This is a genomic window from Lentzea sp. NPDC020367, from assembly GCF_044387305.1.
In the GTDB taxonomy this organism is placed as follows: Bacteria; Actinomycetota; Actinomycetes; order Mycobacteriales; family Pseudonocardiaceae; genus Lentzea.
Genome location: NZ_JBIRVV010000008.1, coordinates 266,269 through 291,060 on the forward strand (window position 1 = coordinate 266,269; position 24,792 = coordinate 291,060).

At 69.9% G+C, this 24,792-nt stretch carries 29 protein-coding genes; 10 read left to right on the forward strand and 19 right to left on the reverse strand.

Annotated features, from left to right (window positions below; translation table 11 throughout):
- Positions 1-21: 21 nt before the first annotated feature.
- From ACH413_RS31990 to ACH413_RS32005, 4 genes are all read right to left on the reverse strand, one after another.
- Positions 22-717 (reverse strand): hypothetical protein, encoded by a 696-nt coding sequence (locus ACH413_RS31990; RefSeq protein WP_360044244.1) that lies wholly within the window; start codon positions 715-717, stop codon positions 22-24.
- 118 nt (positions 718-835) lie between these two features.
- Positions 836-1,423, reverse strand: a complete 588-nt coding sequence (locus tag ACH413_RS31995; protein ID WP_360044242.1) for a class F sortase — start codon at positions 1,421-1,423, stop codon at positions 836-838.
- Positions 1,420-2,115: a hypothetical protein gene (locus ACH413_RS32000; RefSeq protein ID WP_360044240.1), complete on the reverse strand. Its 696-nt coding sequence runs from the start codon at positions 2,113-2,115 to the stop codon at positions 1,420-1,422. Before ACH413_RS32000 ends, ACH413_RS31995 begins: the two co-directional genes overlap by 4 nt.
- A gap of 63 nt (positions 2,116-2,178) precedes the next feature.
- Positions 2,179-3,582, reverse strand: coding sequence for an NAD(P)H-quinone dehydrogenase (locus ACH413_RS32005; protein ID WP_360044237.1), 1,404 nt, complete (start codon positions 3,580-3,582; stop codon positions 2,179-2,181).
- Positions 3,583-3,691: 109 nt separating this feature from the next.
- Here ACH413_RS32005 and ACH413_RS32010 point away from each other — a divergent pair, with 109 nt between their 5' ends.
- On the forward strand, positions 3,692-4,141 hold the full coding sequence (locus ACH413_RS32010) for a gamma-glutamylcyclotransferase family protein (protein ID WP_030478530.1): 450 nt from the start codon (positions 3,692-3,694) through the stop codon (positions 4,139-4,141).
- Between the two features lie 28 nt (positions 4,142-4,169).
- Here ACH413_RS32010 and ACH413_RS32015 read toward each other — a convergent pair whose 3' ends face one another.
- The 8 genes from ACH413_RS32015 to ACH413_RS32050 form a co-directional block, all read right to left on the reverse strand.
- On the reverse strand, positions 4,170-4,976 hold the full coding sequence (locus ACH413_RS32015; protein WP_360044233.1) for an ESX secretion-associated protein EspG: 807 nt from the start codon (positions 4,974-4,976) through the stop codon (positions 4,170-4,172).
- Positions 4,976-6,178, reverse strand: a complete 1,203-nt coding sequence (locus tag ACH413_RS32020) for a PPE domain-containing protein (RefSeq protein ID WP_360044230.1) — start codon at positions 6,176-6,178, stop codon at positions 4,976-4,978. Before ACH413_RS32020 ends, ACH413_RS32015 begins: the two co-directional genes overlap by 1 nt.
- Positions 6,179-6,180: 2 nt before the next feature.
- Positions 6,181-6,546, reverse strand: a complete 366-nt coding sequence (locus ACH413_RS32025) for a transcriptional regulator (RefSeq protein ID WP_360044227.1) — start codon at positions 6,544-6,546, stop codon at positions 6,181-6,183.
- 97 nt (positions 6,547-6,643) lie between these two features.
- Complete coding sequence (locus ACH413_RS32030) at positions 6,644-7,225, reverse strand: DUF3558 domain-containing protein (protein WP_360044224.1); 582 nt, start codon at positions 7,223-7,225, stop codon at positions 6,644-6,646.
- A gap of 6 nt (positions 7,226-7,231) precedes the next feature.
- Positions 7,232-7,798 (reverse strand): GNAT family protein, encoded by a 567-nt coding sequence (locus tag ACH413_RS32035; protein ID WP_360044221.1) that lies wholly within the window; start codon positions 7,796-7,798, stop codon positions 7,232-7,234.
- 10 nt (positions 7,799-7,808) lie between these two features.
- Complete coding sequence (locus tag ACH413_RS32040; RefSeq protein ID WP_360044218.1) at positions 7,809-8,585, reverse strand: HAD-IA family hydrolase; 777 nt, start codon at positions 8,583-8,585, stop codon at positions 7,809-7,811.
- Positions 8,564-8,950, reverse strand: a complete 387-nt coding sequence (locus ACH413_RS32045; RefSeq protein ID WP_360044215.1) for a DUF1707 domain-containing protein — start codon at positions 8,948-8,950, stop codon at positions 8,564-8,566. Before ACH413_RS32045 ends, ACH413_RS32040 begins: the two co-directional genes overlap by 22 nt.
- A 153-nt stretch (positions 8,951-9,103) precedes the next feature.
- On the reverse strand, positions 9,104-10,867 hold the full coding sequence (locus ACH413_RS32050; protein WP_360044212.1) for an acetyl/propionyl/methylcrotonyl-CoA carboxylase subunit alpha: 1,764 nt from the start codon (positions 10,865-10,867) through the stop codon (positions 9,104-9,106).
- Between the two features lie 134 nt (positions 10,868-11,001).
- Between ACH413_RS32050 and ACH413_RS32055 the strand changes: the two genes are divergently transcribed.
- Positions 11,002-11,658 carry a hypothetical protein gene (locus ACH413_RS32055; protein ID WP_360044209.1) on the forward strand — a complete coding sequence of 219 codons (657 nt, stop codon included), beginning with the start codon at positions 11,002-11,004 and terminating at the stop codon, positions 11,656-11,658.
- On the opposite strand, the gene ACH413_RS32060 is transcribed toward ACH413_RS32055, so the two are convergent.
- The 3 genes from ACH413_RS32060 to ACH413_RS32070 all read right to left on the reverse strand — a co-directional run bounded on the left by ACH413_RS32060 (position 11,655) and on the right by ACH413_RS32070 (position 15,098).
- On the reverse strand, positions 11,655-12,941 hold the full coding sequence (locus ACH413_RS32060; RefSeq protein ID WP_360044206.1) for a dicarboxylate/amino acid:cation symporter: 1,287 nt from the start codon (positions 12,939-12,941) through the stop codon (positions 11,655-11,657). The genes ACH413_RS32055 and ACH413_RS32060 overlap by 4 nt on opposite strands.
- Positions 12,942-13,126: 185 nt before the next feature.
- Positions 13,127-13,726 (reverse strand): nucleoside triphosphate pyrophosphatase, encoded by a 600-nt coding sequence (locus ACH413_RS32065; RefSeq protein WP_360044203.1) that lies wholly within the window; start codon positions 13,724-13,726, stop codon positions 13,127-13,129.
- Entirely contained in the window at positions 13,686-15,098 is a 1,413-nt protein-coding gene (locus tag ACH413_RS32070) for an MFS transporter (protein WP_360044200.1), read from the reverse strand. The genes ACH413_RS32065 and ACH413_RS32070 overlap by 41 nt, the downstream gene beginning before the upstream one ends.
- A gap of 77 nt (positions 15,099-15,175) precedes the next feature.
- On the opposite strand from ACH413_RS32070, the gene ACH413_RS32075 reads away from it, so the two are divergent.
- Complete coding sequence (locus ACH413_RS32075) at positions 15,176-15,562, forward strand: hypothetical protein (protein WP_360044197.1); 387 nt, start codon at positions 15,176-15,178, stop codon at positions 15,560-15,562.
- On the opposite strand, the gene ACH413_RS32080 is transcribed toward ACH413_RS32075, so the two are convergent.
- Entirely contained in the window at positions 15,559-15,786 is a 228-nt protein-coding gene (locus tag ACH413_RS32080; protein ID WP_360044194.1) for an acyl-CoA carboxylase subunit epsilon, read from the reverse strand. The genes ACH413_RS32075 and ACH413_RS32080 overlap by 4 nt on opposite strands.
- The gene (locus tag ACH413_RS32085) at positions 15,783-17,429 is read right to left on the reverse strand and encodes an acyl-CoA carboxylase subunit beta (RefSeq protein ID WP_360044191.1); all 1,647 of its coding nucleotides are present in this window, start codon (positions 17,427-17,429) and stop codon (positions 15,783-15,785) included. Before ACH413_RS32085 ends, ACH413_RS32080 begins: the two co-directional genes overlap by 4 nt.
- 117 nt (positions 17,430-17,546) lie before the next feature.
- Here ACH413_RS32085 and ACH413_RS32090 point away from each other — a divergent pair, with 117 nt between their 5' ends.
- The 3 genes from ACH413_RS32090 to ACH413_RS32100 are packed head-to-tail and all read left to right on the forward strand — an operon-like array spanning position 17,547 to position 19,804.
- Positions 17,547-18,350, forward strand: a complete 804-nt coding sequence (locus ACH413_RS32090) for a biotin--[acetyl-CoA-carboxylase] ligase (RefSeq protein WP_360044188.1) — start codon at positions 17,547-17,549, stop codon at positions 18,348-18,350.
- Positions 18,351-18,363: 13 nt separating this feature from the next.
- Positions 18,364-18,888: a PH domain-containing protein gene (locus tag ACH413_RS32095; protein ID WP_360044185.1), complete on the forward strand. Its 525-nt coding sequence runs from the start codon at positions 18,364-18,366 to the stop codon at positions 18,886-18,888.
- A complete protein-coding gene (locus tag ACH413_RS32100; RefSeq protein ID WP_360044182.1) occupies positions 18,875-19,804 on the forward strand; it encodes a hydroxymethylglutaryl-CoA lyase in 930 nt (309 codons plus the stop codon). Before ACH413_RS32095 ends, ACH413_RS32100 begins: the two co-directional genes overlap by 14 nt.
- A gap of 4 nt (positions 19,805-19,808) precedes the next feature.
- Here ACH413_RS32100 and ACH413_RS32105 read toward each other — a convergent pair whose 3' ends face one another.
- Positions 19,809-20,246, reverse strand: coding sequence for a MaoC family dehydratase (locus ACH413_RS32105; protein ID WP_360044179.1), 438 nt, complete (start codon positions 20,244-20,246; stop codon positions 19,809-19,811).
- A 96-nt stretch (positions 20,247-20,342) separates the two neighbouring features.
- On the opposite strand from ACH413_RS32105, the gene ACH413_RS32110 reads away from it, so the two are divergent.
- Genes ACH413_RS32110 through ACH413_RS32125 form a run of 4 tightly spaced genes read left to right on the forward strand, consistent with a single transcriptional unit; the run spans position 20,343 to position 24,019 of the window.
- Entirely contained in the window at positions 20,343-20,828 is a 486-nt protein-coding gene (locus tag ACH413_RS32110) for a YbaB/EbfC family nucleoid-associated protein (protein ID WP_360044176.1), read from the forward strand.
- Positions 20,825-21,139, forward strand: a complete 315-nt coding sequence (locus tag ACH413_RS32115; RefSeq protein WP_360044173.1) for a WXG100 family type VII secretion target — start codon at positions 20,825-20,827, stop codon at positions 21,137-21,139. The genes ACH413_RS32110 and ACH413_RS32115 overlap by 4 nt, the downstream gene beginning before the upstream one ends.
- Position 21,140: 1 nt before the next feature.
- Positions 21,141-23,768 carry a TNT domain-containing protein gene (locus ACH413_RS32120; protein ID WP_360044170.1) on the forward strand — a complete coding sequence of 876 codons (2,628 nt, stop codon included), beginning with the start codon at positions 21,141-21,143 and terminating at the stop codon, positions 23,766-23,768.
- Positions 23,765-24,019, forward strand: coding sequence for a hypothetical protein (locus ACH413_RS32125; RefSeq protein WP_360044167.1), 255 nt, complete (start codon positions 23,765-23,767; stop codon positions 24,017-24,019). Before ACH413_RS32120 ends, ACH413_RS32125 begins: the two co-directional genes overlap by 4 nt.
- Here the strand turns inward: ACH413_RS32125 and hisN are convergent.
- On the reverse strand, positions 24,000-24,779 hold the full coding sequence (hisN, locus tag ACH413_RS32130; protein ID WP_360044164.1) for a histidinol-phosphatase: 780 nt from the start codon (positions 24,777-24,779) through the stop codon (positions 24,000-24,002). The genes ACH413_RS32125 and hisN overlap by 20 nt on opposite strands.
- Positions 24,780-24,792 lie beyond the last annotated feature (13 nt).

The following is a 24,792-nucleotide window of genomic DNA, read 5'->3' on the forward strand; positions in this document are numbered from 1 at the left end:
AGGATCGAAATGTGATCATGATCAGGCGGTGCCGCCACCACCGGTCTGCGGCGCGCCCTTCGGCTTGACGACGGGAGCCTTCGCGACGGGAGTCGTCACGACGGGAGCCTTCACGGCCCCGACCACGACCGGAGTCACCGGAGGCGTCAGCGGAACGATCTCGAACTCCGCCGCACCGCGCGTGCCGCCCACGCAGGTCAGGATCGCGGTGTACTTGCCGGGCTTGTCGCCCGCGACCCCGTACGGGCTGCTCACCGGGACCTCCGTGCGGAATCCAGGTGAGTCGATCGTGCCGCCGTCGGGGCAGTCGCCCTTCTCGATCCGCGCCTCGAACTTCTGCCCCGGCTCGAGGGTCGAAGGCTCGATCTTGAACTGCGGCCGGATGTTCCGGTCGATGACCTGGTACTCGGTCGTGCCGGTCTTCGAGGTGCCGTTGCACGTCAGCGTCGCCGTGTACGTGCCCGGCGTGGTGCCGGCCATGCCGTGGATGCTGCCGGCACCGACCGGCGAGGCAAAGCCCGCCGAGGTGATGGACGCGGACCCGCCTGGGCAGGTCCCCTCCTCGATCTGCACCTCGAACCACTGGCCCTTCATGAGGACGTTCGGCGCCAGCTGGAACTTCGGCGTCACGTCCTCCTGTGCCTGCGCGCTCGGTCCGAACGCGCACGCTGCCGCCGCCAGCGCTGCCACGGCGACGATGGTGTTGATGGTCTTCATTTCCGTTGTCCCCCAGGATACTCCGGTAATTCGGACATCGTCCTAAGTGGACGAAATCCCCCAGTTTTTCGCTTGCCCACAGAAGACGCCGGTGCCGAGGGGGTGGTTGCTTTCTTCTTCAGACCAGTTTCGCGTACACGATGACGTTGTCCCGATAGCTGTGTGCGGCCGTGTCGAAGCTGCCGCCACAGGTGATCAGCCGGAGTTCGGGCGTCGTGGTGTCGCCGTAGACGGCTTCGGTCGGGAAGCTGTCCTTGGCGATCTGCTCGGTCCTGGTCACGCGGAACCTGGCCGTGGTGCCGTCCTTTCTGGACACCTCGACCTCGTCGCCCGCCACGAGTTCCTTGAGCCGGAAGAAGATGCCGGGCTGCTTGTTGCCGTCCACGTGCCCGAGCAGGACGGCGGGACCTGGTTCACCCGGCGTGCGGGCGAGCTTGTACCAACCGGCCTGCATCGGCTGCTCGACCGGCGGTACCTCGATCGTCTCGTCCGGGTTGAGGCCGAGCGGGACGAGCGAGGACTTGGCGCCGATCTTCGGGATCCGCACCTCGGTCGGTTCCGACGCGGGCAGGCCAGCGTCCGAAGTGGACGAAGCGGTCGCGGTGGTGGTGGGTGGTGCCGGTCCGGTGGGCAGGACGGCGTCCGGTGCCGCGACGCAGCCGGTCAGCAGCGCCAGCGCCACCAGCGCGGTGGCGAGAGTCTTCACGCGGTACCGCCACCGCCGGTCTGCGGGGCACCCTTGGGCTTCACGACGGGAGCCTTGGGCGCGGGCTTGGGCGCGGGCTTCACCGCAGGCGGTGTGGTCGTGGTCGTGCTCGTGGGCGGAGTGCCCTTGACCGTGAAGTCCCTGGTGAGAAGGGGCCGGTCAGCCCCGCAGTTCAAGGTCGCGGTGTAGGTGCCCGGCGTCGTCACCACCGTGGTGTACCCGATGAACCTGGGACCGCCAGGGGTCCACATGAACGGCTGGGCGAAGCCGGGCGAGGTCAGCGTGGGCTGGCACGACCACTTCTCGGTGATGGAGTCGATCCTTCCGCCCGGCTCGAGTTCGAGGGGGTAGAGGGACCAGTTGGGCGGTGGCCGGTCCACCACGGTGAACTGCGCCGAGTAGGACTTGCCCGCGCACTCCGCCGTCGCGGTGAAGCTGCCCGCCTTCGTGCCGATCTGGGCGATGCCGCCCAAGCCGCCGACAGTGCGGTCCAGTTGGGCGGGTTGAGCGAAGCCGGGCGAACTGGCGGTCGTCGGCGTCGTGCAGCCGGTCAGCGACACGTACGTGGTGTCGTACGTCTGCACTTCCGTGTCCAGGAGCACGAGCTTGATCTCGTCCTGCGCCTGCGCGGTGGCCGGGATGACGGCCAACAGGCTCAGCCCGGCCAGCAGTGTTGCGATCTTTCTTCCCACGACTTCCTCCCCAGAGTCCTGCGTGCCCAGGACACGCGCGACTCCGGGGAGAGGTTGCCTTGGTCAGTCCAGGTCGTCGTGGCGCATGAGCTGGCGGCCGGCCTCGGTGATGGAGCCGGACAGCGACGGGTAGACCGAGAAGGTCGTCGCCAGGTGCTCGACGGTGAGCTGGTTCTGCACGGCGAGCGCGATCGGCAGGATGAGCTCGCTCGCGTTCGGAGCGACGACCACACCGCCGATGACCACGCCGGTGGCCGGGCGGCAGAACAGCTTCACGAAGCCGCGGCGCAGACCCTCCATCTTGGAACGGGGGTTCGTGGCCAGCGGCAGCATGATCGTGCGCGCGGGTACCTCGCCCGAGTCGATCGCCTGCTGGCTGATGCCGACGCTGGCGATCTCGGGGTTGGTGAAGACGTTCGCGGCGACGGTCTTGAGCTTGATCGGGCTGACGCCCTCGCCCAGCGCGTGCCACATCGCGATGCGCCCCTGCATGGCCGCGACGGACGCGAGCAGCAGCACGCCGGTGCAGTCGCCGGCCGCGTAGACGCCGCTGACGTTGGTCCGGCTGACCCGGTCGACGGGGATGTAGCCGCCACGCCCGAGCTCGATACCGATCTTGTCGAGGCCGATGTCGGTCGTGTTCGGCACCGAACCGACGGTCATCAGGGCGTGCGACGCCTCGATCGTGCGACCGTCTTCCAGGTGGATCAGAACGCCGTCGCCGGTGTTCTCGACCTTGTCCGCGCGGGCGTGCTTGACGACGGCCGTGCCGCGCTCGGCGAACACGTCCTCCAGCACCGCGGCCGCGTCGGCGTCCTCGTGCGGCAGGACGCGGTCCCGGCTGGAGACCATCGTCACCTTCACGCCCATCTCGGTGTAGGCGCTGGCGAACTCGACACCCGTGACGCCGGAACCGATCACCGCGAGGTGTTCGGGCAGCTCAGGCAGGTCGTAGATCTGTCGCCAGGTGAGGATCCGCTTGCCGTCGGGCTCGGCGCCCTGCAACACGCGCGGGGTCGCACCGGTTGCGATGAGCACCACATCGGCGTTGAGGATCTCGTCGGACCCGTCCGCGCCGGTCGCCACGACCTGGTGCTGGGCGAGTCCGCGCGAGTCGTCGACGAACTTCGCGCGCCCGTTGATCAGCCGCACGCCCTCCCGCTGGAGGCGTGCCCGGACGTCCGCGGACTGGGCCAGAGCGAGGCCCTTCACCCGTCCGTGCACGACCGGAAGATCGACCGTCGCGAGTTCGTTGTGAGTCTGAATGCCCAGCTCACCGGCGTTGCGGAAGGCGCTGCGGGCCCCCGCGGACGCGATGAAGGTCTTGGACGGCACGCAGTCGTACAACACGCACGCGCCACCGGCCCCGTCGTTCTCCACCACGGTCACGTCGGCGCCGTGCTGCGCAGCGACCAGGGCTGCTTCGTAACCTGCGGGTCCGCCGCCGATGATGACGATGCGGGTCACGATCAGTTCCCTTCTGCGTGCTTGCTGGGCGGCTCAACCGTACGCGTTGACCGAATCGACCGTGTCGTCAGTACCGAAAGCTGATCGCCGGGTCGCTACGCTGTCGGACGTGCCGCTCTATGCCGCGTACGGGTCGAACATGGATCCGAACCAGATGATGGAGCGAGCCCCGTACTCCCCGCTCGCGGGGACCGGCTGGCTCGTTGGTTGGCGCATGACGTTCGGTGGCGAGGACCTCGGCTGGGAGGGTGCCCTCGCGACGATCGTCGAGGAGCCAGACCACCAGACGTTCTGCGTGCTCTACGACGTGTCGCCACGCGATGAGTCGCGGCTGGACCGGTGGGAGGGTGCGCTCGGCCTGTACAAGAAGATCCGGTTGCGGGTGCAGACCCTCGAGGGGTCCGTGGTCGCCTGGCTCTACGTGCTGGACGCCTACGAGGGCGGGCTGCCGTCCGCCCGCTACATCGGGGTGGTCGCCGACGCGGCCGAGGCCGCCGGGGCGCCCGACGACTACGTGAACGACCTGCGGACCCGGCCCTGCCAGGGCATCGGGCCCTGATCCCGAGCCGAGGCTCCTGACCCGGTGGTCAGGAGCCCGCAGCCTCCGCGAGCAGTTCCACCAGGTGGTGGTGCATGCGCCGGTAGTCGACGGGCGTGATGGTCGACCACGGAGGCTGACCGTCCACCGCGCGGCGCATCTGCAGGTAGCGGCCCTTCGGCGTGTCGTAGAACGCCACGACCCGGTCCGGCCGGACGCGCTTGCCCCACTTGTCGCGGGCCGCCGCGCCGAACTGGCCGCGGTTCGAGGCGTCGCGGACCATCTCGGCCAGCGTGTGGGCGTCGTCGCCGCGCAACTTCGTGCTCAGCGCGGCTTCCAGGTCCTCCGGAGTCGCCGCTGAGGCCGCTGCTCCGTCCAGGTCGGCCGAGGGCAGGGTGATCGAGTGGCCCTCGCCCGCCGGAGCGGCGGGCAGGGCGGTGAGCGCCTCGCGCGGGAGTCCGTCGGCCTCCGCCGGGCGCAGGATCAGCTGGGTGCCGTCGAGGATCGCCAGCACTCCCGCCTGGCCCTTGCCCGCGGCCAGCACCCGGAGGCTGCGCTCGTGCAGCCACATCCGGGCGTCGATCTCCTGCTGCGGCCGGTTGAGGACGTGCAGCAGGTCTTCCAGGGTCGGGTCCAGGGAACGCGGGCCGCCGAGACCGCGGGCGCCGAGCTGCAGCCAGACCCGGTCCTCGATGGCGCGGCGTTCCTCCGTGGTCTTGCCCGGTGATGGGACCTTCAGGACCAGCGGCATCGTCTCCAGGCCCAGGTGCTCCCAGAGAACGTCGAACTCCAGCGTGGAGATGATCACCGGGTCGCGCGTGTCGCTCGTCCCGACGTCCAAGCCGAACAGAGTCATCAGTCGGTCGTGCTCTCCCCGATGACGGGCAACGTGTAGCTGCCCACGCCGTAGATGTCGTCGCGCTCGCGGAGGTAGTCGGCGGCCTTGTGTTCCAAGTCCTCCTCTTCCTCGCCCTTGCGCCCGCCGCCCATGCCGCCGAACGGGTCGAACGACTGCGGCATCGGCACGGCCCTGCGGTGGACCTGGTCTCCGTTGTTGTTCCCGGCACCGAGGGTGCCCATCGAGCCCATGGCGGAACCCGCCGCGCCCGAGACGCCGGCGGCGTGGCCCTGGTTCATGACCGTGCCCATGGCGGCACCGGAGGCGGCGGTCGCGCCGTCCTCCATCTGCTTCACCTCGTGGCCGGCGGAGTTGCCCGAACGGCTGGAGGAGCGCTGACCCGCCAGGCCGACGCCCGCGGTGCCCGTGCCACCGGGACCGGTGGTGCTCGCCGTGACCGAGCCGTGCGTGCCCTTGGTACCGGGCGCCGTGCTGGTGCCCGTGCTCGACGTACGCGTCGTGGAGCCCGGTGCGGGCGTGCCGCTACGAGGCGGCGGGGCAGTGGTGCCGCGCGTGCCCGTCGAGGTGCGGCCACGGGTCGCGCTGCCGCCGTTGCCGTACGCGCCGGCGCCCCAGACGGTGGCCGCGCCGATCTGGGCGCCACCGCCGTGCACGGTGCCGGAGCCGCTGATCTGCAGCTGCGGGGGCTGGGTGAACTGGCCGAGCGTCGAGGTGTTCGAGGTCGTGGACGACGCGTAGGTGGACATGACCTCACGGGCGCGGCGCTCGGCGGCGTCCTGGGCCGCCTCCTGCTTCTCGTGGTCGGTCTGTCCGCCGAAGAGGTGGGTGATGCCGCTGACGAGGGCACCCGGCTGCTCCGCGGTCACGTTGACCGGCGCCGGCATGTCCGCGCGGGCCTTCGAGACGTATCCGGCCTGCAGTTCGGCCGAGTAGCGCATGACGTCCGAGCCGGTGCGCGCGCTGTCCGCCCAGGCGGCGATCGGGTTCAGGCCCGCCTGAGCCAGGTCGGCGGCCTTGCCCTGCCACTTCGCGCCCGAGAGCGCGATGCCGGAGTGCAGGTCGTCGTTGATCTCGGTCAGCGCTGCCGACACGCCCTGCCAGCGCTCCATCGACGCGAACGACGCCGAGGCGCCGGGACCCGCGTGGATGCGCTCGTACAGTTCCTTGTGGCTGTAGCCCTGCCAGCGGTGATCTGCCATGGTCAGCACCCGCTCTTGTTCATCATGCCGGTGTTGTCGCCCTCGACCACGTTGTACTGCCGTTCGATCTGGTTGAGGTTGTCCATCGCGGTCTTGAGCTGCCGCTGGTAGTTCAGCAGAGCCTGCAGAGCCGAGTCGCCGTCCGAGATCGAACGGTCGTTGAACTTCTCCGCGGCCTCGGCGCTGACCGGGTCACCCGCCCACGGGCGCACGCGGAACTCGGTGATCGCCATCTCGATCTGCTTGTCCAGCTTGATCAGGGCGGCCGAGAACGTGCTGCGCAACGCCGGGATCGCCTCTGGCTCCACGTTCAGCTCGTGCGAAGCGGGCGGCGAGGAGTCTGCCCCGCTGCGTCCCCCTGGCGGCATGGTGGAACCTCCGGCGGTTGTACGTGCAAGCGCATCGACACTCTAACCACCGAAGGTAACGCTGGGGAGTGCGATCAGTGACATCCGCCCGAGTGGGTCAGCGCTTCTGGAGCAAACTGGCCATCGCGGCCTCTGCCACGCGCTGGGCTCCGAGGCAAAGATGATCTTGTTGCACGGCAGTCGAATTGCCGCCGTCGCGGAACATGACGTCGAGGAACTGCCCATCGGCAACGTCTATTTCCACATTGCAGACGTCGTGCACGTCGGGTGTGCGGACAGTGATCGCCGCGAATCCCTCGATCGCGCCCACCGTGAAGTCGACCTGGGCGTTCTCCGAGAGCCACACATCCGCGCCCGAGGCGAGCACGAGTGCGATCCTCGCCACATTCCCACTCGTCGTGCTCCGGATCGTGCACGCCCGCGCGCTGCCGAAGCTCGGTTCGACGTACGCGCTGGGCGGGTTGTCGAGGCTCAGCGACATGCGCTGGTCGGCGGTCAGCACCCCGCAGGGGTCCACCTGGTCGAGCGGCACCGCGCGCGGCCTCTGCGGGAAGTCGAGCTGCGAGGTCGTCGTGGGTGGCGGCGGAGGGGGCGGCGGGGTGGTCAGCGAACTCTGCTTGGGCGCCGCCGTGCACCCGGCCAGCACCATCGCGACGATGAGGAGCCCCGTGGTCCGCATGGCCGGTCACCGTAGCTGCTCTGGGAAGGGGTCCGACGCCAGCCGTGACCACAGCAACTGGTCTTCGCGCTGATCATCGACCATCGCCTCCTCGCGAAGTCGACCCTCCAGGGTGAATCCGCACTTCTCCGCGACCCGCTGCGACGCCGTGTTCGACACCGCGTGCCGATAGGTGACCCGGTGAATGTCCATCGCGCCGTAGACCCAGCCGAGCACGGAGTTCAGCGCGGCGGGCAGCACGCCTTTGCCGCGGTGCTGCGGCTGGCTCCAGCACATCACCTCGGCCGATCCGAGGTGGTGGTCGACGTTGTGGATGACGATCCCGGCCATCACCTCGGCGGTGACGGCCTCGCAGACCGCCCACGACCAGCGGTAGTCCTTCTCCCAGCCGTCGGTCATCAGCAGGACGAACGTCTCCGCGGACGGCGCGCCGTCCGCGGTCAGGCGCGGCATGTACCGCTTGGTCTCCGCGTCCGCGAAGGCCTCGGTCAACGCCGGCACGTCGTCGATGCGGTCGTCGCTGCGGAAGGCGCGCAGGTAGTACTCGCCCGCGTTGATCTCAACTGGCTCCACGGCCAGCAGGCTAGTGGTCGCCCGTGAAACCGTCGTGCCGCTCGGCCAGTTCGTCGAGTTCGTTGCGGTGTGCGGACGCCCGAAGGCCGTCCGGTGCGGTGACCAGCTCGACCACCCAGTCCACGGCCTCGGCGTCGTCCTCGCCCGCCAGCATGTCCCTGTGCACGGCACACGGGCCCCAGCCGGCCTCCAGCAACTCCGTGGCCAGCTCCTCGGCCTCGTCGCGGTCCGGCAGGATCAGCAGCACGGTCGGCGGGATCAGCCCCCGCACGGCCAGCGCCGTCCGCAACGCCGCCGTGTCCGGCACGTGCACGCCGTCCAGCCCCGCCGCCGTCGCCGCGTCCGCGTTCGCCGCGGTGTCGTCGCAGAAGACCGCCGTCTCGTGGCCGAGCTCGTCCAGCACCCTGCGGTAGATCGCGGGATCCGGTTTCGCGAGGCCGAGCCGGGACGAGTTGAAGACCGCGTCGAACTCGGCGTCGAGGCCGAGCAGCGCCAGGTCCGCTTCCAGCCGCGTGGTCGCGTTGGACAGCAACGCCACGAAGCACTGCCGTCGTGCGGTGCGCACCAACGCCAGCGCCTCGGGGATCACCTCGCCGGGGTCGGCCGCGAAGTCAGGGCCGACCGCCTGCCGCCACTGCTCGTCGGAGATCTCCCCGGTGACCGCGCGGTGCAGCAACGACGGCTCGAAAGCTCGCGCGGCGAGCTCAGCGGACATCGGCGGGAACCTGCGCACCACGCCGTCGAGATCGAGCAACAGCAAGGGTTTCAGCGCCGGCGTCCGTTCCACTGGCCCCACAGGATCGCCACCGCGGGGATGAGCAGGAAGATCAACGGGTTCTTGACGAAGGCGAAGAACAAGATCGCCACGGCCACGCCCACCACGGGAACCACCGCGCCCTCCCACCGCCGCGCGGGCGCCCTGGAGGGTTCGTTGAACATCGGCACGGGCGCGACGAACTGCGGCCGCGGATCGGGCAGGTCGTAGAACAACGCCATCAGCTCGCCGCGGGTCTTCGCGGTGGTGATCTTGGCGGACCGGTCGCCGTACTCGTTGATGTCGATGCGGCCCGCGCTCATGTGCTCACCGAGCACCTGCAACGCCTGCTGACGCTCGGTGTCACCGATGCGGATGTCCCTGCTCGGGTCGCTCACGAATCAATCGTAGGTGAGCGACCCGGCCGGTCAGTCCTGCAGAGGGCGGATCAAAGCCCGCCGCCTCGGTCCACCGCGAGTGTCAGACCCCCTGAGTACGTTGGGACGCGGGGGACCCAACGCCCAGGGGGACCCCTGCGCGAGCCTGCGAGCTCAGTCCTTCAGCTCGCAGATCACGGTGCCCTGGGTGATCGGGTCACCGGGCGCGGCCGCGAGACCCGTCACCGTGCCGGCCTTGTGCGCCGTCACCGGGTTCTCCATCTTCATGGCCTCCAGCACCACGATCAGGTCGCCCGCCTCGACGGTCTGCCCGTCCTCGACGGCCACCTTCACGATCGTGCCCTGCATCGGCGCCGCCACCGCGTCACCCGAGACAGCCGCGGAACCGCCACCGGCACGCTTCGTCTTGGGCTTCTTCACCGCGGCGGCGGGACGGGAACCGACCGCGAGATCGCCCGGCAGCGACACCTCCAGGCGACGCCCGCCGACCTCGACGACGACGGTCTGGCGCGGCGTCTCGTCCTCTGCAGCCTCAGCGGCTCCGCTGAACGGCGCGATCTGGTTGTCGAACTCCGTCTCGATCCACCGCGTGTGCACGGTGAAACCCTCGGGCTTCTCGGCGGTGAACGCCGCGTCCCGCACGATCACGCGGTGGAACGGCAGCACGGTCGCCATGCCGTCGACGACCATCTCGTCCAGCGCGCGCCGCGCACGGGCCAGGGCCTCGTCGCGGTTCTCGCCGGTGACGATCAGCTTGGCCAGCAACGAGTCGAACTGCCCGCCGATCACCGAACCCGACTCGACACCGGCGTCCACGCGGACACCGGGACCGGACGGCGCGATGAACGTCGTCACCGTGCCGGGTGCGGGCAGGAAGCCACGACCGGCGTCCTCGCCGTTGATCCGGAACTCGATGGAGTGCGCGCGCGGCGTCGGGTCCTCGGTGAACCGCAGCTTCTCGCCCGCGGCGATGCGGAACTGCTCGCGCACCAGGTCGAGGCCCGTCGTCTCCTCCGACACCGGGTGTTCGACCTGCAGGCGCGTGTTGACCTCCAGGAACGAGATCGACCCGTCCATCCCGACGAGGTACTCGACGGTGCCGGCGCCGTGGTAGCCCGCCTCCAGGCAGATCGCGCGGGCCGACGAGTGGATCGTGGCGCGCTGCTCGTCGGTCAGGAACGGCGCGGGCGCCTCCTCGACCAGCTTCTGGTGGCGGCGCTGCAACGAGCAGTCGCGCGTGCCGACGACGATCACGTTGCCGTGGGTGTCGGCGAGGACCTGCGCCTCGACGTGGCGCGGCTTGTCCAGGTAGCGCTCGACGAAGCACTCGCCGCGGCCGAACGCCGTGACGGCCTCGCGGACCGCGGAGTCGAACAGCTCGGGGATCTCCTCGAGGGTGCGCGCGACCTTCAGGCCACGGCCGCCACCGCCGAACGCCGCCTTGATCGCGACCGGCAGCCCGTGCTCGGACGCGAACGCGATGATCTCGTCCGGTCCGTTGACCGGGTCCTTGGTGCCGGGCACCAGCGGCGCGCCCGCGCGCATCGCGATGTGCCGCGCGGTCACCTTGTCGCCGAGGTCGCGGATCGCCTGCGGCGTCGGGCCGATCCAGACCAGACCGGCGTCGATCACGGCCTGCGCGAACTCGGCGTTCTCGGACAGGAAGCCGTAACCGGGGTGCACGGAGTCGGCGCCGGACTGGGCGGCGGCCGCCAGCACCTTCTCGAACGACAGGTAGCTCTCGCCGGGAGTGTTGCCGCCCAGCGCGAACGCCTCGTCGGCGAGCCGCACGAACGGGGCGTCGCGGTCGGGTTCGGCGTAGACGGCGACGCTCGTCAGACCGGCGTCACGGCAGGCGCGGATGACCCGGACGGCGATCTCACCGCGGTTCGCGATGAGGACCTTGCGCAGCGACACGGCGTCGTACCTCCTGCTGGACCGGTTAATTACGGCTCTGGCTGGTGCCGCAGTCTACGGAAATCGACGAACTCCGAGAGGGAGAGACGGCTCACTTCACATCAATCGTGAGCCCATCGGCAACAATCTGCGACGTGGGTGGAACCAGGTCCGTGCAGGTGATCGCCATCGTCGCTGCCGTGGTCGTCGTCGCGGGGCTGACGTTCGCCTATTTCCGGAGACCGAACAACACCGATTCAGGTCAATCCGGCACCGACCCCGGAATGCGCTGCGGTACCACCGTCTGCCAGGTCGTCATCGGCAAATCGGTCGGCAAGGACCTCGTGGAGCTGCTCGCCGGAACCGGCGGCGGGCGGATCAGGGTGACCGGCGAGTCGGGCCCGTTCATCTTCGAGATGACCATCGCCGAGTCCGGCGCGACGGTGACGGCCGAGTCGCTGGAGTGCCAGGCGGCGGCGATCAGCGTGTGCCTCGTGCGCGGGGACGCCGGCGGCAAGGTGCTCGGCGAGGTGCTGTTCCGCAAGGACGGCACGTGGTCGCGCGCGCAGGCCGCCTATCTGTCCAGTGCCGGGTACCTCGGGCTGCACGACGTCAACGAGGACGGCACGGCGGACATCGTCTCGGCCCAGCGCGCCTGCGACGGTCAGTGCAACGACGCGTTCGTCCAGGTGTTCTCGGCCCTCGGCGCGAACGTCGGCTGTACGACGCCGGCACCGGCGCGGGAGCAGCTTCCAGGCTGGCCCGCACCGGTGCCGAAGTTGTCGCAACTACGTCCGTGCGCTGATTCCTAAGCGGTCACGAGTTCCTTGTCCTCAACGGCAGCGGGCTCCTCGATCAGGTTCTCGCTGCGCGCCACCAGCACCGGCACGGTGATCTGGCCGGCCACGTTGGTCGCGGTGCGCATCATGTCGAGGATCGGGTCGATCGCGTAGACCACGGCCACACCGGTCGCGATCACGGCCGGCGGCAGGCCGACGACGCTCAGGGTCAGGGTGAGCATCGTGTACCAGCCGGTCGTTCCGGCCGTGGCCAGCGCGCCGAACACGGCCACGAGCACGATGCCGACGTACTGCCACACCGAGAGCTGGATGCCGAACAGGTTCGCGATGAAGATCGTCGCGACGGCCGGGTAGACCGCGGCACACCCGTCCATCTTGGTCGTGGTGCCCAGCGGCACGGCGAAGTTCGCGTACTCCTGCGGCACGCCGAGGTCGGTGGCGGCCTTGCGGGACAACGGAAGCGTGGCGCCGGACGAGCGCGACACGAACGCGAACTGCAGTGCCGTGCCCGCCTTGCGGAAGAACTCGACCGGCGAGGTCTTGCCGACGAACTTCAGCAGGATCGGGTAGACGACGAACAGCACCAGGGCGGAACCGACGTACACGGCCAGGATCAACGAGAACAGCGGCTTCACGAACGCGTTGCCGTAGGACGCGACGGCGTTGCCGATGAGGCCGAAGATGCCGATCGGGGCCAGCAGGATGATCCAGCCGACGACCTTCTGGATGATCTCGAAGAACGAGCGGACCAGGTTCGTGAACGGCGCGGCCTTCTCACCGAGCGCGTAGGCGGCGAAGCCGACCAGCACCGCGATGAACACGACCTGCAGCACGTCGCCCTCGGTGAACGAGCTGAAGATGTTGGTGGGCACCAGGTTGTCGAGCAACGCCTGCCACGAACCGGAAGCGCGCTTGGCGAGCTTGTCGACGGCACCGGCGGCGGGTTCGATCTGCACGCCCTGGCCGAGCCGCAGGACCGAGGCGACCGCGATGCCGATCAGCACCGCGATGAACGACGTGATGGCGAACCACAGGAACGTCTTGCCGCCGAGCCGGGCCGCGGTGCGGCCGCCACCGAGGTTCCGCAGCGACGCGATGCCGACGACGATCGCGGTGAAGACGAGCGGGATCACGGTGAGCTGGAGCAGCGCCGTGAAGGTGGAGCCGATCTTGGCGAGGACGGGCGCGAGCCACGTGCCCTTGCCGAGCCAGCCTGCCAGCGCGCCGAGGACGAGCGCGCCGAGAACTGTCAGTCCGAAGACCTTGGGCTTGCGGTATGTCTGGACGAGTGACACTGGAACATCTCCTGGGCAGGGATGAGCTGGGTGAGGGGTGGCGGAGGCGTTAGCTCCGACAACCCGTGCTCGTCCTGCGTGCCAGGTCGATGTTCCTGCGACGCGTCAAGTACTCGTTCACCGCTAGCCCCCAACGCCGGCGTTGGGGACAAGTCTTCCCCGATCGGGTGAACTGTGACCAGCGTCTACCAGAGTGTGGACACCGAAACACCCACCTGGCTCAGCAGCCTTCGGGTGAGCGGCAGGCTGATGCCGATGACGGACGTGTGGTCGCCGTCGATGCCGTCGATGAACCAGCCGCCGAGCCCGTCGATCGTGAAGCCGCCGGCGACGTGCAACGGCTCGCCCGTCGCGATGTACGCCTCCAGCTCTTCCTCCGACGGCGTGCCGAACCGCACGGTGGTCGACTCGGCGGCCGAGGCGCGGCCCGTGATCTCTCCCCCGACGACCCGCAGCACGGTGTGCCCGGTGATCAGCACGCCGCTCTTGCCCGCGACCCGCCGCCACCGGTCCAGCGCGACCTCGGGCGTGCCGGGCTTGCCGACGAGCTCACCCTCGAACAGCAGCATCGAGTCGCAGCCGACGACCACGCAGTCGTCGTCGTGCTCGATCGCCTCGGCCTTGGCCGCCGACAGCACGACGACGGTCTCCTCCGGCGTCGGGTTGTCCAGCGAGGCGATCAGCGCGTCCTCGTCGACGCCGGAGACGCGGACGACGGGTTCGATGCCCGCGGATCGCAGGACGCTAAGACGGGCGGGTGACTGGGAGGCCAGGATCAGACGCACGAGCGGAGTCTGTCACGCCTCCTGGAGGGGCGACCTGGCGAAAGGCGAACGCCGCCGCGATCCCGACCGCCGTGACCGCGAGCAGCAGGTAGAACGTCGCTCGCACGGCCGTGGTGAAGTCGCCGGTCGCCGCGAGCACGATCTGCAGCACCGCACCGGTCACCGCGCTGCCGAGCACGTTCCCGAACTGCCGCGAAGTGTTGTAGATGCCGGACCCCGCGCCCAGCAGCGAACGGTCGAGCGTGCGCGTGGAGATGTTCGTCAGCGGCGAGAACACGAGCCCCATGCCGATGCCCAGCGCGACCATCGACGGCAGCAGCACCCACTGGGAGCCGTCGCCGAGCAGGAACGTCATCGCGAAGATGCCCGCGGCCATCAGCGCGAACCCGGTGATCGGCAGGTACTTGGCGTCCGCCCGGTTCGACAGCCGCCCGGCGAACACGGCCACCACGCCGGACATCAGCGACGCGGGTGCCGTGACCAGGCCGGTCATCAGCGGAGTCAGCTTCGGCACGGTCTGCAGGAACAGCGCCAGCGGCACGAACACGCCGGTCACCGTGATGCCGATCATGATGTTCGCGACGTTGCCGAGCGAGAAGTTGCGGTTGCGGAAGATCTTGAGCGGCATCAGCGGCTCCGGGTTGCGCGCCGACGCCTGCCACAGCACGAACGCCACCAGGAACAGCACACCGGCCGCGATGATCTCGGCGACGGTGATCGGTCCCGCCACCCGGCCCCACTGGTAGTGCTCGCCGTTCTGGATCCCGAACACGAGCAGTCCGAGGCCGAGGCAGCACAGCACGACCCCGAGCACGTCGAACCTCGGTGCCCGGTTCGGCTGCAGGTCAGGCACCCACAGGAACAGCAGCACCAGCGCGAGCACGCCGATCGGGAGGTTCACGAAGAAGATCCACTCCCAGCCCAGGTGCGTGACCAGCACGCCGCCGAGCAACGGCCCGGAGACCGTCGCGAGCCCGGCCACCGACCCCCACATGCCGAGCGCCGCGCCGCGCTTGGCCGCCGGGAACAGGTGCGTGATGAACGCCATCGTCTGCGGGGTCATGGCCGCGGCGCCCAGTCCCTGGAAGACGCGCGCGGCGATCAGCGCCTCGGAACTCGTGGCGAGACCGCAGGCCAGCGAGGCCCCGAGGAAGAGGACGAGGCCGATCCCGTAGAGCCGCTTGGGCCCGAACCGGTCACCGAGCCGCCCGGTCAGCAGCAACGGCACCGCGAACGCGAGCAGGTAGGCGCTCACGACCCAGATGACGTCGTTCAGGGAGGCGTTCAGGTCGGTGATCATCGACGGCAGCGCGACGTTGACGATGGTCGTGTCCAGCAGCGTCATGAAGAAGCCGATGCACAGCGCGTACACGGTCCGCCAGTTCTCACGGTCCGTCCGAGTAGTACTACTGATGCGCGATCACCTCTTCTATCGGCACTCTCGGCAGAGTGAAGCGCTGGGTGCTTGTCCTCACCGAACGCGGTTCCGATCGCGAAGGCAAGCGCAGACGGATCGCGGCACTGCTCGTCGTGCTCGGCGGCCTCATTGGATCGTGGGGCGTTGGAAGCGTGCTCGCGAGTGACCCGATCGGCTATGGAGTGCCCATCTGGCCGTTCGCCGACACCGCCGACCGCGCCGAGAACGCGCTGCTCAGCCAGATCGTGCCCGCGGTGCGGTCCGGCTCGCCGCTCAACCACGCCGGCGTGCAGGTGCTGCGGCAGACCTCCGCGTACGGCAGCGCGTTCTGGACGCTGAAGATGCAGGTCGACGGCGAGACCCGCTGTCGCGAGGTCGCCGTCGGCCTGAACGTCACCAGTCGTCGGGTGGACTGCTAACCGGGGACGGGGAAACCGGAGGCGCGCCACGCGCCCGGTCCGTGCTGCAACGGCCGGCGGACCCGGCGAGCCGGGTTCGCCCACTCCGAGCGCTGCTTCGGCTTCTCCTCGGCGGGCGCGGCCGAGGCCAGCCCGGCGACGACCGCGGTCAGCGCGGCCAGTTGGTAGTCGTCCGGCGTGCCCTTGACGACCCTGAGCAGAGGCTTCTCCTCGGGCGCGGTCACAGCGGGATGTTCCCGTGCTTCTTGGGCGGCAGCGTCTCCCGCTTGTCCCGCAGCATCGACAACGCCCGCGCCACGTAACCGCGGGTGTACGACGGCGGGATCACCGAGTCGACGTACCCGCGTTCAGCGGCGACGTACGGGTTGCACAGCGCGTCCTCGTACTCCTGCTGGAGCTTCGCGCGCAGGGCGTCGACGTCCTCGCCGTTGGCAGCGGCGGCCGCGAGCGTCTTGCGGTGCACGATGTTCGCCGCACCTGACGCGCCCATGACGGCGATCTGCGCGGTCGGCCACGCGAGGTTGATGTCGGCGCCGAGGTGCTTGGAGCCCATGACGTCGTACGCGCCGCCGTACGCCTTGCGCGTGATCACGGTGACCAGCGGAACGGTGGCCTCGGCGTAGGCGTAGATCAGCTTGGCGCCGCGCCGGATGATGCCGTTCCACTCCTGGTCGGTGCCGGGCAGGAAGCCGGGCACGTCGACGAACGTCAGCACCGGGATGTTGAACGCGTCGCAGGTGCGCACGAACCGTGCGGCCTTCTCGGAGGCGTCGATGTCGAGACAGCCGGCGAACTGGGTGGGCTGGTTCGCGACGACGCCGACGCTGTGGCCGTCCACGCGGCCGAAGCCGACGAGGATGTTCGGCGCGAACAGCGGCTGCACCTCGAGGAAGTCGCCCTCGTCGAGCACGCGGTTGATGACCTCGTGCATGTCGTACGGCTGGTTCGCCGAGTCCGGGATGAGCGTGTCGAGCTCGCGGTCCTCGTCCGTGATCGAATCGGAGATCGACCCCTCGGCCAGCGTGCCCTCGAACGCGGGCGAGTCCGAGAGGTTGTTCGACGGCAGGTAGCTCAGGAGCTCCTTGACGTACGCGATCGCGTCTTCCTCGTCGTTGCCGAGGTAGTGCGCGTTGCCGGACTTGGTGTTGTGCGTGCGACCGCCACCAAGCTCCTCCATCGTCACGTCTTCACCGGTGACGGTCTTGATGACGTCCGGGCCGGTGATGAACATGTGCGAGGTCTGGTCGACCATCACGACGAAGTCGGTCAGCGCGGGGGAGTAGACGTGCCCGCCCGCGTTCGAGCCCATGATCAGCGAGATCTGCGGGATCACGCCGGAGGCCTTCACGTTGCGGGAGAAGATCTCGCCGTAGAGGCCGAGCGAGACGACGCCCTCCTGGATGCGCGCGCCGCCGCCCTCGTTGATGCCGACGATCGGCCGGCCGGTCTTGATCGCCAGATCCATGATCTTGACGATCTTCTCGCCGTACACCTCGCCGAGCGAGCCGCCGAAGACCGTGACGTCCTGGGAGAACACGCACACCGGACGGCCGTCGACGGTGCCGTAGCCCGTCACGACGCCGTCGCCGTACGGGCGGTTCTTCTCCTGGCCGAAGTTCGTCGAGCGGTGCCGTGCCAGCTCGTCCAGTTCGACGAACGAACCGGGGTCGAGCAGGAGGTCGATGCGCTCGCGGGCTGTCTTCTTGCCCTTCGCGTGCTGTTTTTCGACCGCGCGTTCCGAGCCGGCGTGAACCGCCTCGTCGTTGCGCCGGTAGAGGTCAACGAGCTTGCCCGCGGTGGTGTGGACGTCCGGGACGCCTGAAGCGTCGGTGGGGACGTGCCCGATCGGCTCGGTCGCACTGCTCATGAGCTCGCAGCCTAACGAGACCATTGCTGAACTGCCCCGTGCAGTTGTCCAGGTCACGGCAACCTGTTGGCAATCTCTGATCGCACGTACTCTCTTCCGTTCCAATAACCTGGCGCGATGACCACCGCACTCGACGCCGAAGAGCTGCGCTCACGGCTTGTCGCACCCAACGGTCCGTACGCCGCTCTCGACGTCGTGGAGACCACGGCGTCCACGAACGCCGATCTGGCCGGTTCCGGTGCCGCCGACCGCACCGTGCTCATCGCGCTGGAGCAGAGCGCGGGACAGGGCCGCCGCGGCCGCTCCTGGTCGTCGCCCGAGGGCGGGCTCTACGTGAGCGTGCTGTTCCGGCCCGCCGGCGTGCCCGCCGCGAAGCTTCCGTGGCTGAACCTGATCGCCGGGCTGGCGTTGGTCAGGGTCGCCCAGTCGGTCGACGTCGAGGCGACGCTGAAGTGGCCGAACGACCTGCTGCTCGGCCCGGACGGCGGCAAGGGCGCCGGGATCCTGTCCGAGATCACCGCCGACGGCGCGGTCGTCGTCGGCATCGGCCTCAACGTGGCGAAGCTGCCCGCCGACGTCGAGCCCGCGCCGGGCGGCCTCGCGCCGACGTCGCTGGAGGACCTGGGCGCCGCCGAACTGGACCGCGGCGAGCTGGCGTTCCGGCTGCTGGTCGAACTGGCGGGCCTGGAAGGCGTGTGGCGCAAGAACGGCGGCGACGCGGTCGAGTCCGGCGTGCTGGAGGAGTACGAGGAGCACTCGTCGACCGTGGGCGCGCAGGTTCGCGTCGAACTTTCGGACGGTGTTCAGCTTCTCGGGGTGGCGCAGCGCATCGAGACCGACGGCACGCTGGTCGTGCGCGGCGCCGACGGTGCCGACCACGGCGTGTCCGCTGGTGACGTGGTGCATTTGCGCCCGGCGTAGTTAGGGTTGCGCCATGGCCTACCCCGACGACCTGCTGAGCTCCGGCGAGCACGTCGTGATCCACAAGCACCCCCACTGGAAGATGCTGATCTTCCCGGTGTTCTGGCTGCTGGTGGTGGTCGCGCTCGGCACCTACCTGGCCGGGCTGGTCGGAGACCAGTCGTGGGCCGCCATCGCGTGGATCGCGCTCGCCGTCGTCGGCGTCGTGCTGATCCTGTGGCTGACGCTGGCGCCGGTCGTGCGCTGGCGGACGACGCACTTCATCATCACGTCGGACCGCGTGATGTACCGCGAGGGCGTGTTCAAGCGCACAGGCTTGGACATCCCTTTGGCTCGTGTGAACAGCGTCCGCTTCGAGCACAGTCTGTTGGACAGGGTGCTCGGCTGCGGCACGCTGATCATCGAGTCGGCCTCGGACGAGCCGCTCGAGTTCGACGACATCCCGTCCGTGGAGAAGGTGCACACCATGCTGTACCGCGAGGTGAACGACAACCCGGACGACGACTTCTACCCGGGAGTGGTCGATGGGCGCGCGTGAGGTCGGTCTGCCCGACGTCGTCGGCTCCGGGTCGCTGCCTTCCGCGGTGACCATCTGGGAGGTCGGGGCTCGGGACGGGCTGCAGAACGAGTCGGTCGTCGTGCCGGTCGCGGTGAAGCTGGAGTTCCTGGCGCGGCTGGCCGACGCCGGACTGTCCGTTTTGGAGGCCACGTCCTTCGTGCACCCCAAGTGGGTGCCACAGCTGGCCGACGCCGCCGAACTGCTGGCCGGGCTGGATCAACGCCCCGGTGTCGTCTACCCCGTGCTGGTGCCGAACGAGCGCGGGCTGGACCGCGCCCTGGAGGCCGGTGTCACGCACATCGCGATCTTCGCGTCGGCCACGGAGACGTTCGCGTCCAAGAACCTGAACCGGACGCTGGACTCGCAGTTCGAGATGTTCGAGCCGACGGTTTCCCGTGCGCTGGCAGCGGGTCTGGACGTGCGCGGGTACGTGTCGATGTGCTTCGGCGACCCGTGGGAGGGGGCCGTGGCGCGGTCCCAGGTCGTGGCCGTGGGCGAGCGGCTGCTGGAGATGGGGTGCTCGCAGCTGTCACTGGGGGACACCATCGGCGTGGCGACCCCCGGTCAGGTCGAGTCGTTGCTGGAGGGCTTCCGCGACGTTTCCCGGCTGGCCGTGCACTTCCACGACACGTACGGGCAGGCGCTGTCCAACACCCTCGCCGCTTTGCGTTGCGGCGTGACGACTGTGGACTCGTCCGCCGGTGGGCTGGGCGGATGCCCGTACGCGGAGTCGGCGACCGGCAACCTCGCCACCGAGGACCTGGTGTGGATGCTCGACGGGCTGGGCATTGAGACCGGGGTCGACCTGGACAAGCTGGTCGAGACCTCGGCGTGGATGGCGGAGCAGCTGGGCCGGCCGTCCCCGTCCCGCGTGGTGCGCGCGCTGACGAAGTAGACGGTCAGCCGCGCGCGGTGAACATGCCCGTCGCGACGAGCCGGAATACCAGCTCGTCGCCGCGCCTCGCCGTTCCCTCGAACTCCACCAGGCCGAGATCCGGGCGCTTCTTCGACAGCCGTGCGTTCAGAACTTCGGCGGCGAACGTCAGCGTGTCGCCGGGGTAGACCGGGGTCAGCCACGAGAGTTCGCGGCCTCCCGGCGAGCCCTGGGAGGTGGAGTCGCCGAGGACCGCGTCCACCCAGGCGCGCATCCACAGCGAGGCCGTGTACCAGCCAGAGGCGGACAAACCGCCGAAAATCGAGTTCTTGCCCGCTTGCTCGTCCAGGTGGAACGGTTGCGGGTCGAACTTCTTCGCGAAATCCAGCATGTCGTCCCGGTCGACGGTTACCTCGCCAAGCGGGATGATGCGGCCTGCGGGCAGATCCTCGAAGGCGATCACGTCGTTGACTCTAGTAACTGAATCCGCTGGGAACCGATCTATGGGCGACGGCGTCCTAGAGCCCGAGCCCAGGGCTATGCGTGTGAGGGGGACTCGGTGGACGACCACCGTGCGCAGGTCGAGGAGCTGCTGGCCGACTACCGGCGCAGCCGCGAGCAGCTGACTTCGGTTCAGCGCGAGCTCGCTGCCGTGTCCGCGACGGCTTCCAGTCCTGACGGGACGGTCGAGGCGACCGTGGGTCCCGGAGGCAAGCTCGTCGGGCTTGAGCTCTCTGAACTCGCCTATCGCAGGCATCGGCCAGAGCAGCTGGCCGAGTTGATCGTGCGGACCGTCGCCGCGGCCGCGGCCAGTGCGGCCGAGGACACCTATCAGGCGCTGAGCACGGTGCTGCCCGCCGCCGCGGATCCTGCCGCGGTGGTCGCCGGTACCGCTGATCTGCGGCCTTCGGAGTACGCGTCCGACGAGTACGAGACCGTCGATCTGGGGCGGCAACCCGTTCGCCGTCGCGCTGACGACGACGAGGACAACGAGCAACGGGAGAGCTGGCTCGACTCCGAGCTCATCAACAGGAGGGTCCGATGACCGGGTACTCGGCCGACCTCGAGCGCTTGGACGCCGGGGCACGCGACCTGAAGGGGTTCGCCGGGCAGGCGACCGAGATCGCGGGGACGCTCGACAAGGCGCTGGCCGCGTTCGGTGCCTGCTGGGGCGACGACGCCGTCGGGCGCAGTTTCGCCGCCTCGCACGAGAAGCCTTCCGGGGACGCCAGCGGTGCGGTGTCCGGCCTTGCGACCGTGCTGGGGGACGTGGGCGACAAGCTCGCCGCGACGGCCGAGACGTACCGGCACGCCGAGCAGAGCAACGCGTCCGCGATGAGAAGGTTGGAGGGCTGACATGGGCATCGAGCTTCCCGCCGAACTCACCGCCATCGCCGCCAAGGCCGGTGTCTCCTGGCCCAAGGCCGACGAGGACGCCATGCGTTCCAGCGCCACCGCGTGGCGCGAGGCGGGCGACAAGATCAAGCACCTCGGAACGTCCTCCGACGGTGCCGCGGGCCGTGCCCTGGGCGGCATGTCCGGCGGAACCGCTGACGCCGCGCGTGGCCGTTGGGCGAAGGTCGTGGCACCGGACGGCGACTTCCACCGCGCGGCCCGCGGGTGCCACGCCGCCGCCGACCGCCTCGACCACGCCGCCCAGCAGGTCGGTGCCGCGAAGGTCGAGATCGTCCGCGAGCTCGTGATGCTCGCCAAGAACAACGACGCCGCGACGGCCTCGGCCAACGCCGGCAACCCCAACGCGCTGCTCGGCCTCGACACGCTGACCAAGGGCGCCGCGGCCAACGTCGCGAACCTCCAGAACACGCTGAGCTCCGCCATCCGGCTGGACAGCGGCATCGACATGAGCCAGGGCTCGCAGCCCGTCAACACCGCACCCGGCGCCCACGGGCCCGGCGGTGGCGGGGGTGGTGGCCTGCTGTCGCCCGTCACGAACATCGTCGGTGGCGTGGTGGCCCCGGTGGCGGGCGTCGTCGCTCCCATCGTCGAGCCCGTCGCCGCCGTGGTCGCTCCGGTGACCGAAGCCGTGGCCCCGGCCGTCGGCGCGGTGACCGCTCCGGTCGCGCCCGTCGTCGGTGCGGTGACGGCACCTCTCGCACCTGTCGTCGGTGCGGTGACCGACGCGGCCGGGCCGATCCTCGACGCCGCCGCTCCCGTCACCGCGCCCGCCGCCGCAGTCGTGCACCCGGTGCTCGACGCGGTGCCCGGTGGCCGTGACGCCGCCGGTCCGGTGTTCGACAACGGCGCCGGTGAGGGCCCGCGCGGCGAGACCCCCGGCCGCGGTGAGGGCAAGGGGCTGCTGCCCGGCATCGTGGCCGACGCGGGACAGGCGGCCGGCCCGGCCGTGGCGCCCGTCGCGCACGCGGTGGCGGACGTGATCCCGAGCGTGCACGGCAGCCTCGGCCCGATCGCCGAAGGCACGACCCAGGCCTCCGGTGCCGTGCTCGACCCGACTTTGGTCCGCGGTTCCGACGCGCACGGCCCGGTTTCCTCCGCGCCCCAGGCAGCGGCACCCGCTGCCCAGGCCGCTCCCGCTGCCCCGGCGATGGGTGCGGCCCCGGCCGGTGGCCCGATCGGTGGCGCCGTGGGTGCTGTCGGCGGTGCCGTGAGCGGTGCTGTCGGTGGTGCTCCGGCGGCGGCCTCCCAGGTCGGTGCCGTCGTGGGCCAGCAGAGCGGCGCGCAGGTCCCCGCGCAGCAGGGACAGGCGGGTCAGCAGGGCCAGGCCGCCCAGCAGGCCGCCAAGGCCACCGACGCCAAGGCCACCGACGCGAAGGCCGCCGAGCTCAAGGCTGGTGAGGCCAAGGTCGGTGAGGCCAAGGTCGGCGAGGCCAAGACGGGCGCGCCGCAGGGCGTGGCCAAGACCGGTGCGCCGGGCGGAGCTCAGGCGCTGAGCGGCCAGGTCGGCAACCAGCCAGGCCAGGCGCAGAGCCAGATCGCCACCCAGCAGGGGCCTCAGTCCGGCAACCAGGGACCGGGCCAGAGCCAGTCCGGCCAGCAGAGCCAGCCCTCCGCGATCACCAAGGACGCGCTGGCCAAGGACCAGGCGGCCAAGGACGCGCTGCACCACGACTCGGAGTCCGTCGACTTCGATCCCGAGACGGGCTTCGGCCCGCAGAAGGTCGGCGACACCATCGCCACCCCGGCCGCTCCTGGCGCGGACGTCGACCTCGGGGCCACCGGCGCCGGAACCGACACCCGCGAGATCACCACCTCGGGACCGTTGGCGACCGTCGACCCCGGCGGCCACCCGGCGTCGCACGCACTGAGCGACCGCCTCGAAAACCGGGAGAACCAGGCCCTGGGCACGGGCATCGCCGGCGAGATCATCGGCCACACCTACACCGCCGCGGCCGCCGGCAGCTGGTTCATGGCCATCTTCCTGAGCGCGGGCCGAGCCCCGCGCCTGGCCCGCAAGCCGGCCCGCCAGCTCCCGCCGCCCCCGCAGGCCGACGAGCAGGTCGTCCCGAGGTTCGCCCCGGACGACCACCCGCAGCGGGTCGACACGTCCGCCCCGCGGCCGTCCACGCAGTCCGGCGGTCTCGGCAAAGATCACCCGATCGTGCAGGAGCTCCTGGAGGGCCACGACCCGCTCGCGGGCATGCACGAACGCGACTGGGAAAGCCTGTTCCAGCACGAGGACGGCACCCCGCGCTGGCCGCTCGAACGTGAGGGTGGCTACGAGGACAGCCAGGCCGAGATCCTGAAGGAAGGCGCCGAACTGGACAGGTTCGGCACTCCGGAAGGCCGCGTCCTGAGCGCGGCGGGCACCCCGTTCGCCCAGCGCTCCCTGCCGCCCGGGGCAGCGGAGGAGGGCTACCGGAAGTACCGCGTCACCAAGGACCTGCCCGTGCACCGCACGATCAGCGCGCCCTGGTTCGGCCAGCCCGGCGGGGCGAGCCGGTACCGCACCACCTACCCCGTCGCGGACCTCGTCGCGCTCGGCTACCTCACGGAGATCACCGCATGAACGTCGAGTCGCTGCCCGAGTGGCTGACCAGGATCGGCGTGCCGGACGACGTCGTGAGCATCGGTGAGGAGACGGACCAGCGCTGGTGCCTCCTCAGCGACGAGACCGGTCACGAGGTGTTCTGGCAGGAGCAGGGCAACCGCTACGACTGGGCCCGGTTCGACGACGAGAGCGTGGCGTGCCACTACCTCTTCGGCCGTCTCGCCTGGGCCCAGGTCGCGCGCGGAGGTCTTACCGTTCCAACAGCTTGAGAGCCGCCTCGTGCAGGTGGCCGTTCGACGTCAGCACACTGCCGCCGTCGTAGCGCTCCTCACCGTCCAGTGAGGTGAAACGGCCACCCGCCTCGGTCACCAGGACCTGGAACGGGGCGATGTCCCACGGGTTCGCGACGCACTCGGGCGCGAGGTCGATCGCGCCCTCGGCCACCAGGCAGTGCTGGTAGAAGTCGCCGAACGCACGGCTCTCCCAGGTCGCGTCCACCAACCGCAGGTACGCCTCGCGAGAGTGGTACTCGACCCACGACTTGATGTCCGTCGTGGAGACGTAGGCGTCCTCGAGAGAACGCACGCCGGACACGGAGATCGCGCGCTCACCGGACGCCTCCGAAGCGAACGCGCCCCCACCGGCGGCGGCCCACCAGCGGCGGCTCATGGCGGGCGCGGACACCACGCCCACGACCGGGACGCCGTCCTCGACCAGGGCGATCAGCGTCGCCCAGATCGGCACGCCGCGCAGGAAGTTCTTGGTGCCGTCGATCGGGTCGAGCACCCAGACGCGCTTCGCGTCCAGCGTGCCGCCGCGTTCCTCGCCCATGACGACGTCGTCGGGACGCTCGGAGGCCAGCACGGCACGGACCGCGTCCTCCACCGCGACGTCGGCATCGGTGACGGGCGTGCGGTCCGGCTTGCGCTCCACGGCGAGGTCGTGAGCGCGGAATCGGGTCGCGGTGATCGCGTCGGCGGCGTCGGCGAGGCGGAGGGCCAGTTCGAGATCAGCATCGTGGCGTGACACGCGGCGATCGTTC

What these genes read in the sequence shown, in the direction of transcription:
- ACH413_RS31990 (WP_360044244.1), bottom strand. Translation starts at nt 717, where the DNA reads ATGAAGACCATCAACACCATCGTCGCCGTGGCAGCGCTGGCGGCGGCA.
- ACH413_RS32015 (WP_360044233.1), bottom strand. Translation starts at nt 4,976, where the DNA reads ATGACTCTGTTCGGCTTGGACGTCGGGACGAGCGACACGCGCGACCCG.
- ACH413_RS32020 (WP_360044230.1), bottom strand. Translation starts at nt 6,178, where the DNA reads ATGGCAGATCACCGCTGGCAGGGCTACAGCCACAAGGAACTGTACGAG.
- ACH413_RS32025 (WP_360044227.1), bottom strand. Translation starts at nt 6,546, where the DNA reads ATGCCGCCAGGGGGACGCAGCGGGGCAGACTCCTCGCCGCCCGCTTCG.
- ACH413_RS32030 (WP_360044224.1), bottom strand. Translation starts at nt 7,225, where the DNA reads ATGCGGACCACGGGGCTCCTCATCGTCGCGATGGTGCTGGCCGGGTGC.
- ACH413_RS32085 (WP_360044191.1), bottom strand. Translation starts at nt 17,429, where the DNA reads ATGAGCAGTGCGACCGAGCCGATCGGGCACGTCCCCACCGACGCTTCA.
- ACH413_RS32090 (WP_360044188.1), top strand. Translation starts at nt 17,547, where the DNA reads ATGACCACCGCACTCGACGCCGAAGAGCTGCGCTCACGGCTTGTCGCA.
- ACH413_RS32095 (WP_360044185.1), top strand. Translation starts at nt 18,364, where the DNA reads ATGGCCTACCCCGACGACCTGCTGAGCTCCGGCGAGCACGTCGTGATC.
- ACH413_RS32100 (WP_360044182.1), top strand. Translation starts at nt 18,875, where the DNA reads ATGGGCGCGCGTGAGGTCGGTCTGCCCGACGTCGTCGGCTCCGGGTCG.
- ACH413_RS32115 (WP_360044173.1), top strand. Translation starts at nt 20,825, where the DNA reads ATGACCGGGTACTCGGCCGACCTCGAGCGCTTGGACGCCGGGGCACGC.
- ACH413_RS32120 (WP_360044170.1), top strand. Translation starts at nt 21,141, where the DNA reads ATGGGCATCGAGCTTCCCGCCGAACTCACCGCCATCGCCGCCAAGGCC.
- ACH413_RS32125 (WP_360044167.1), top strand. Translation starts at nt 23,765, where the DNA reads ATGAACGTCGAGTCGCTGCCCGAGTGGCTGACCAGGATCGGCGTGCCG.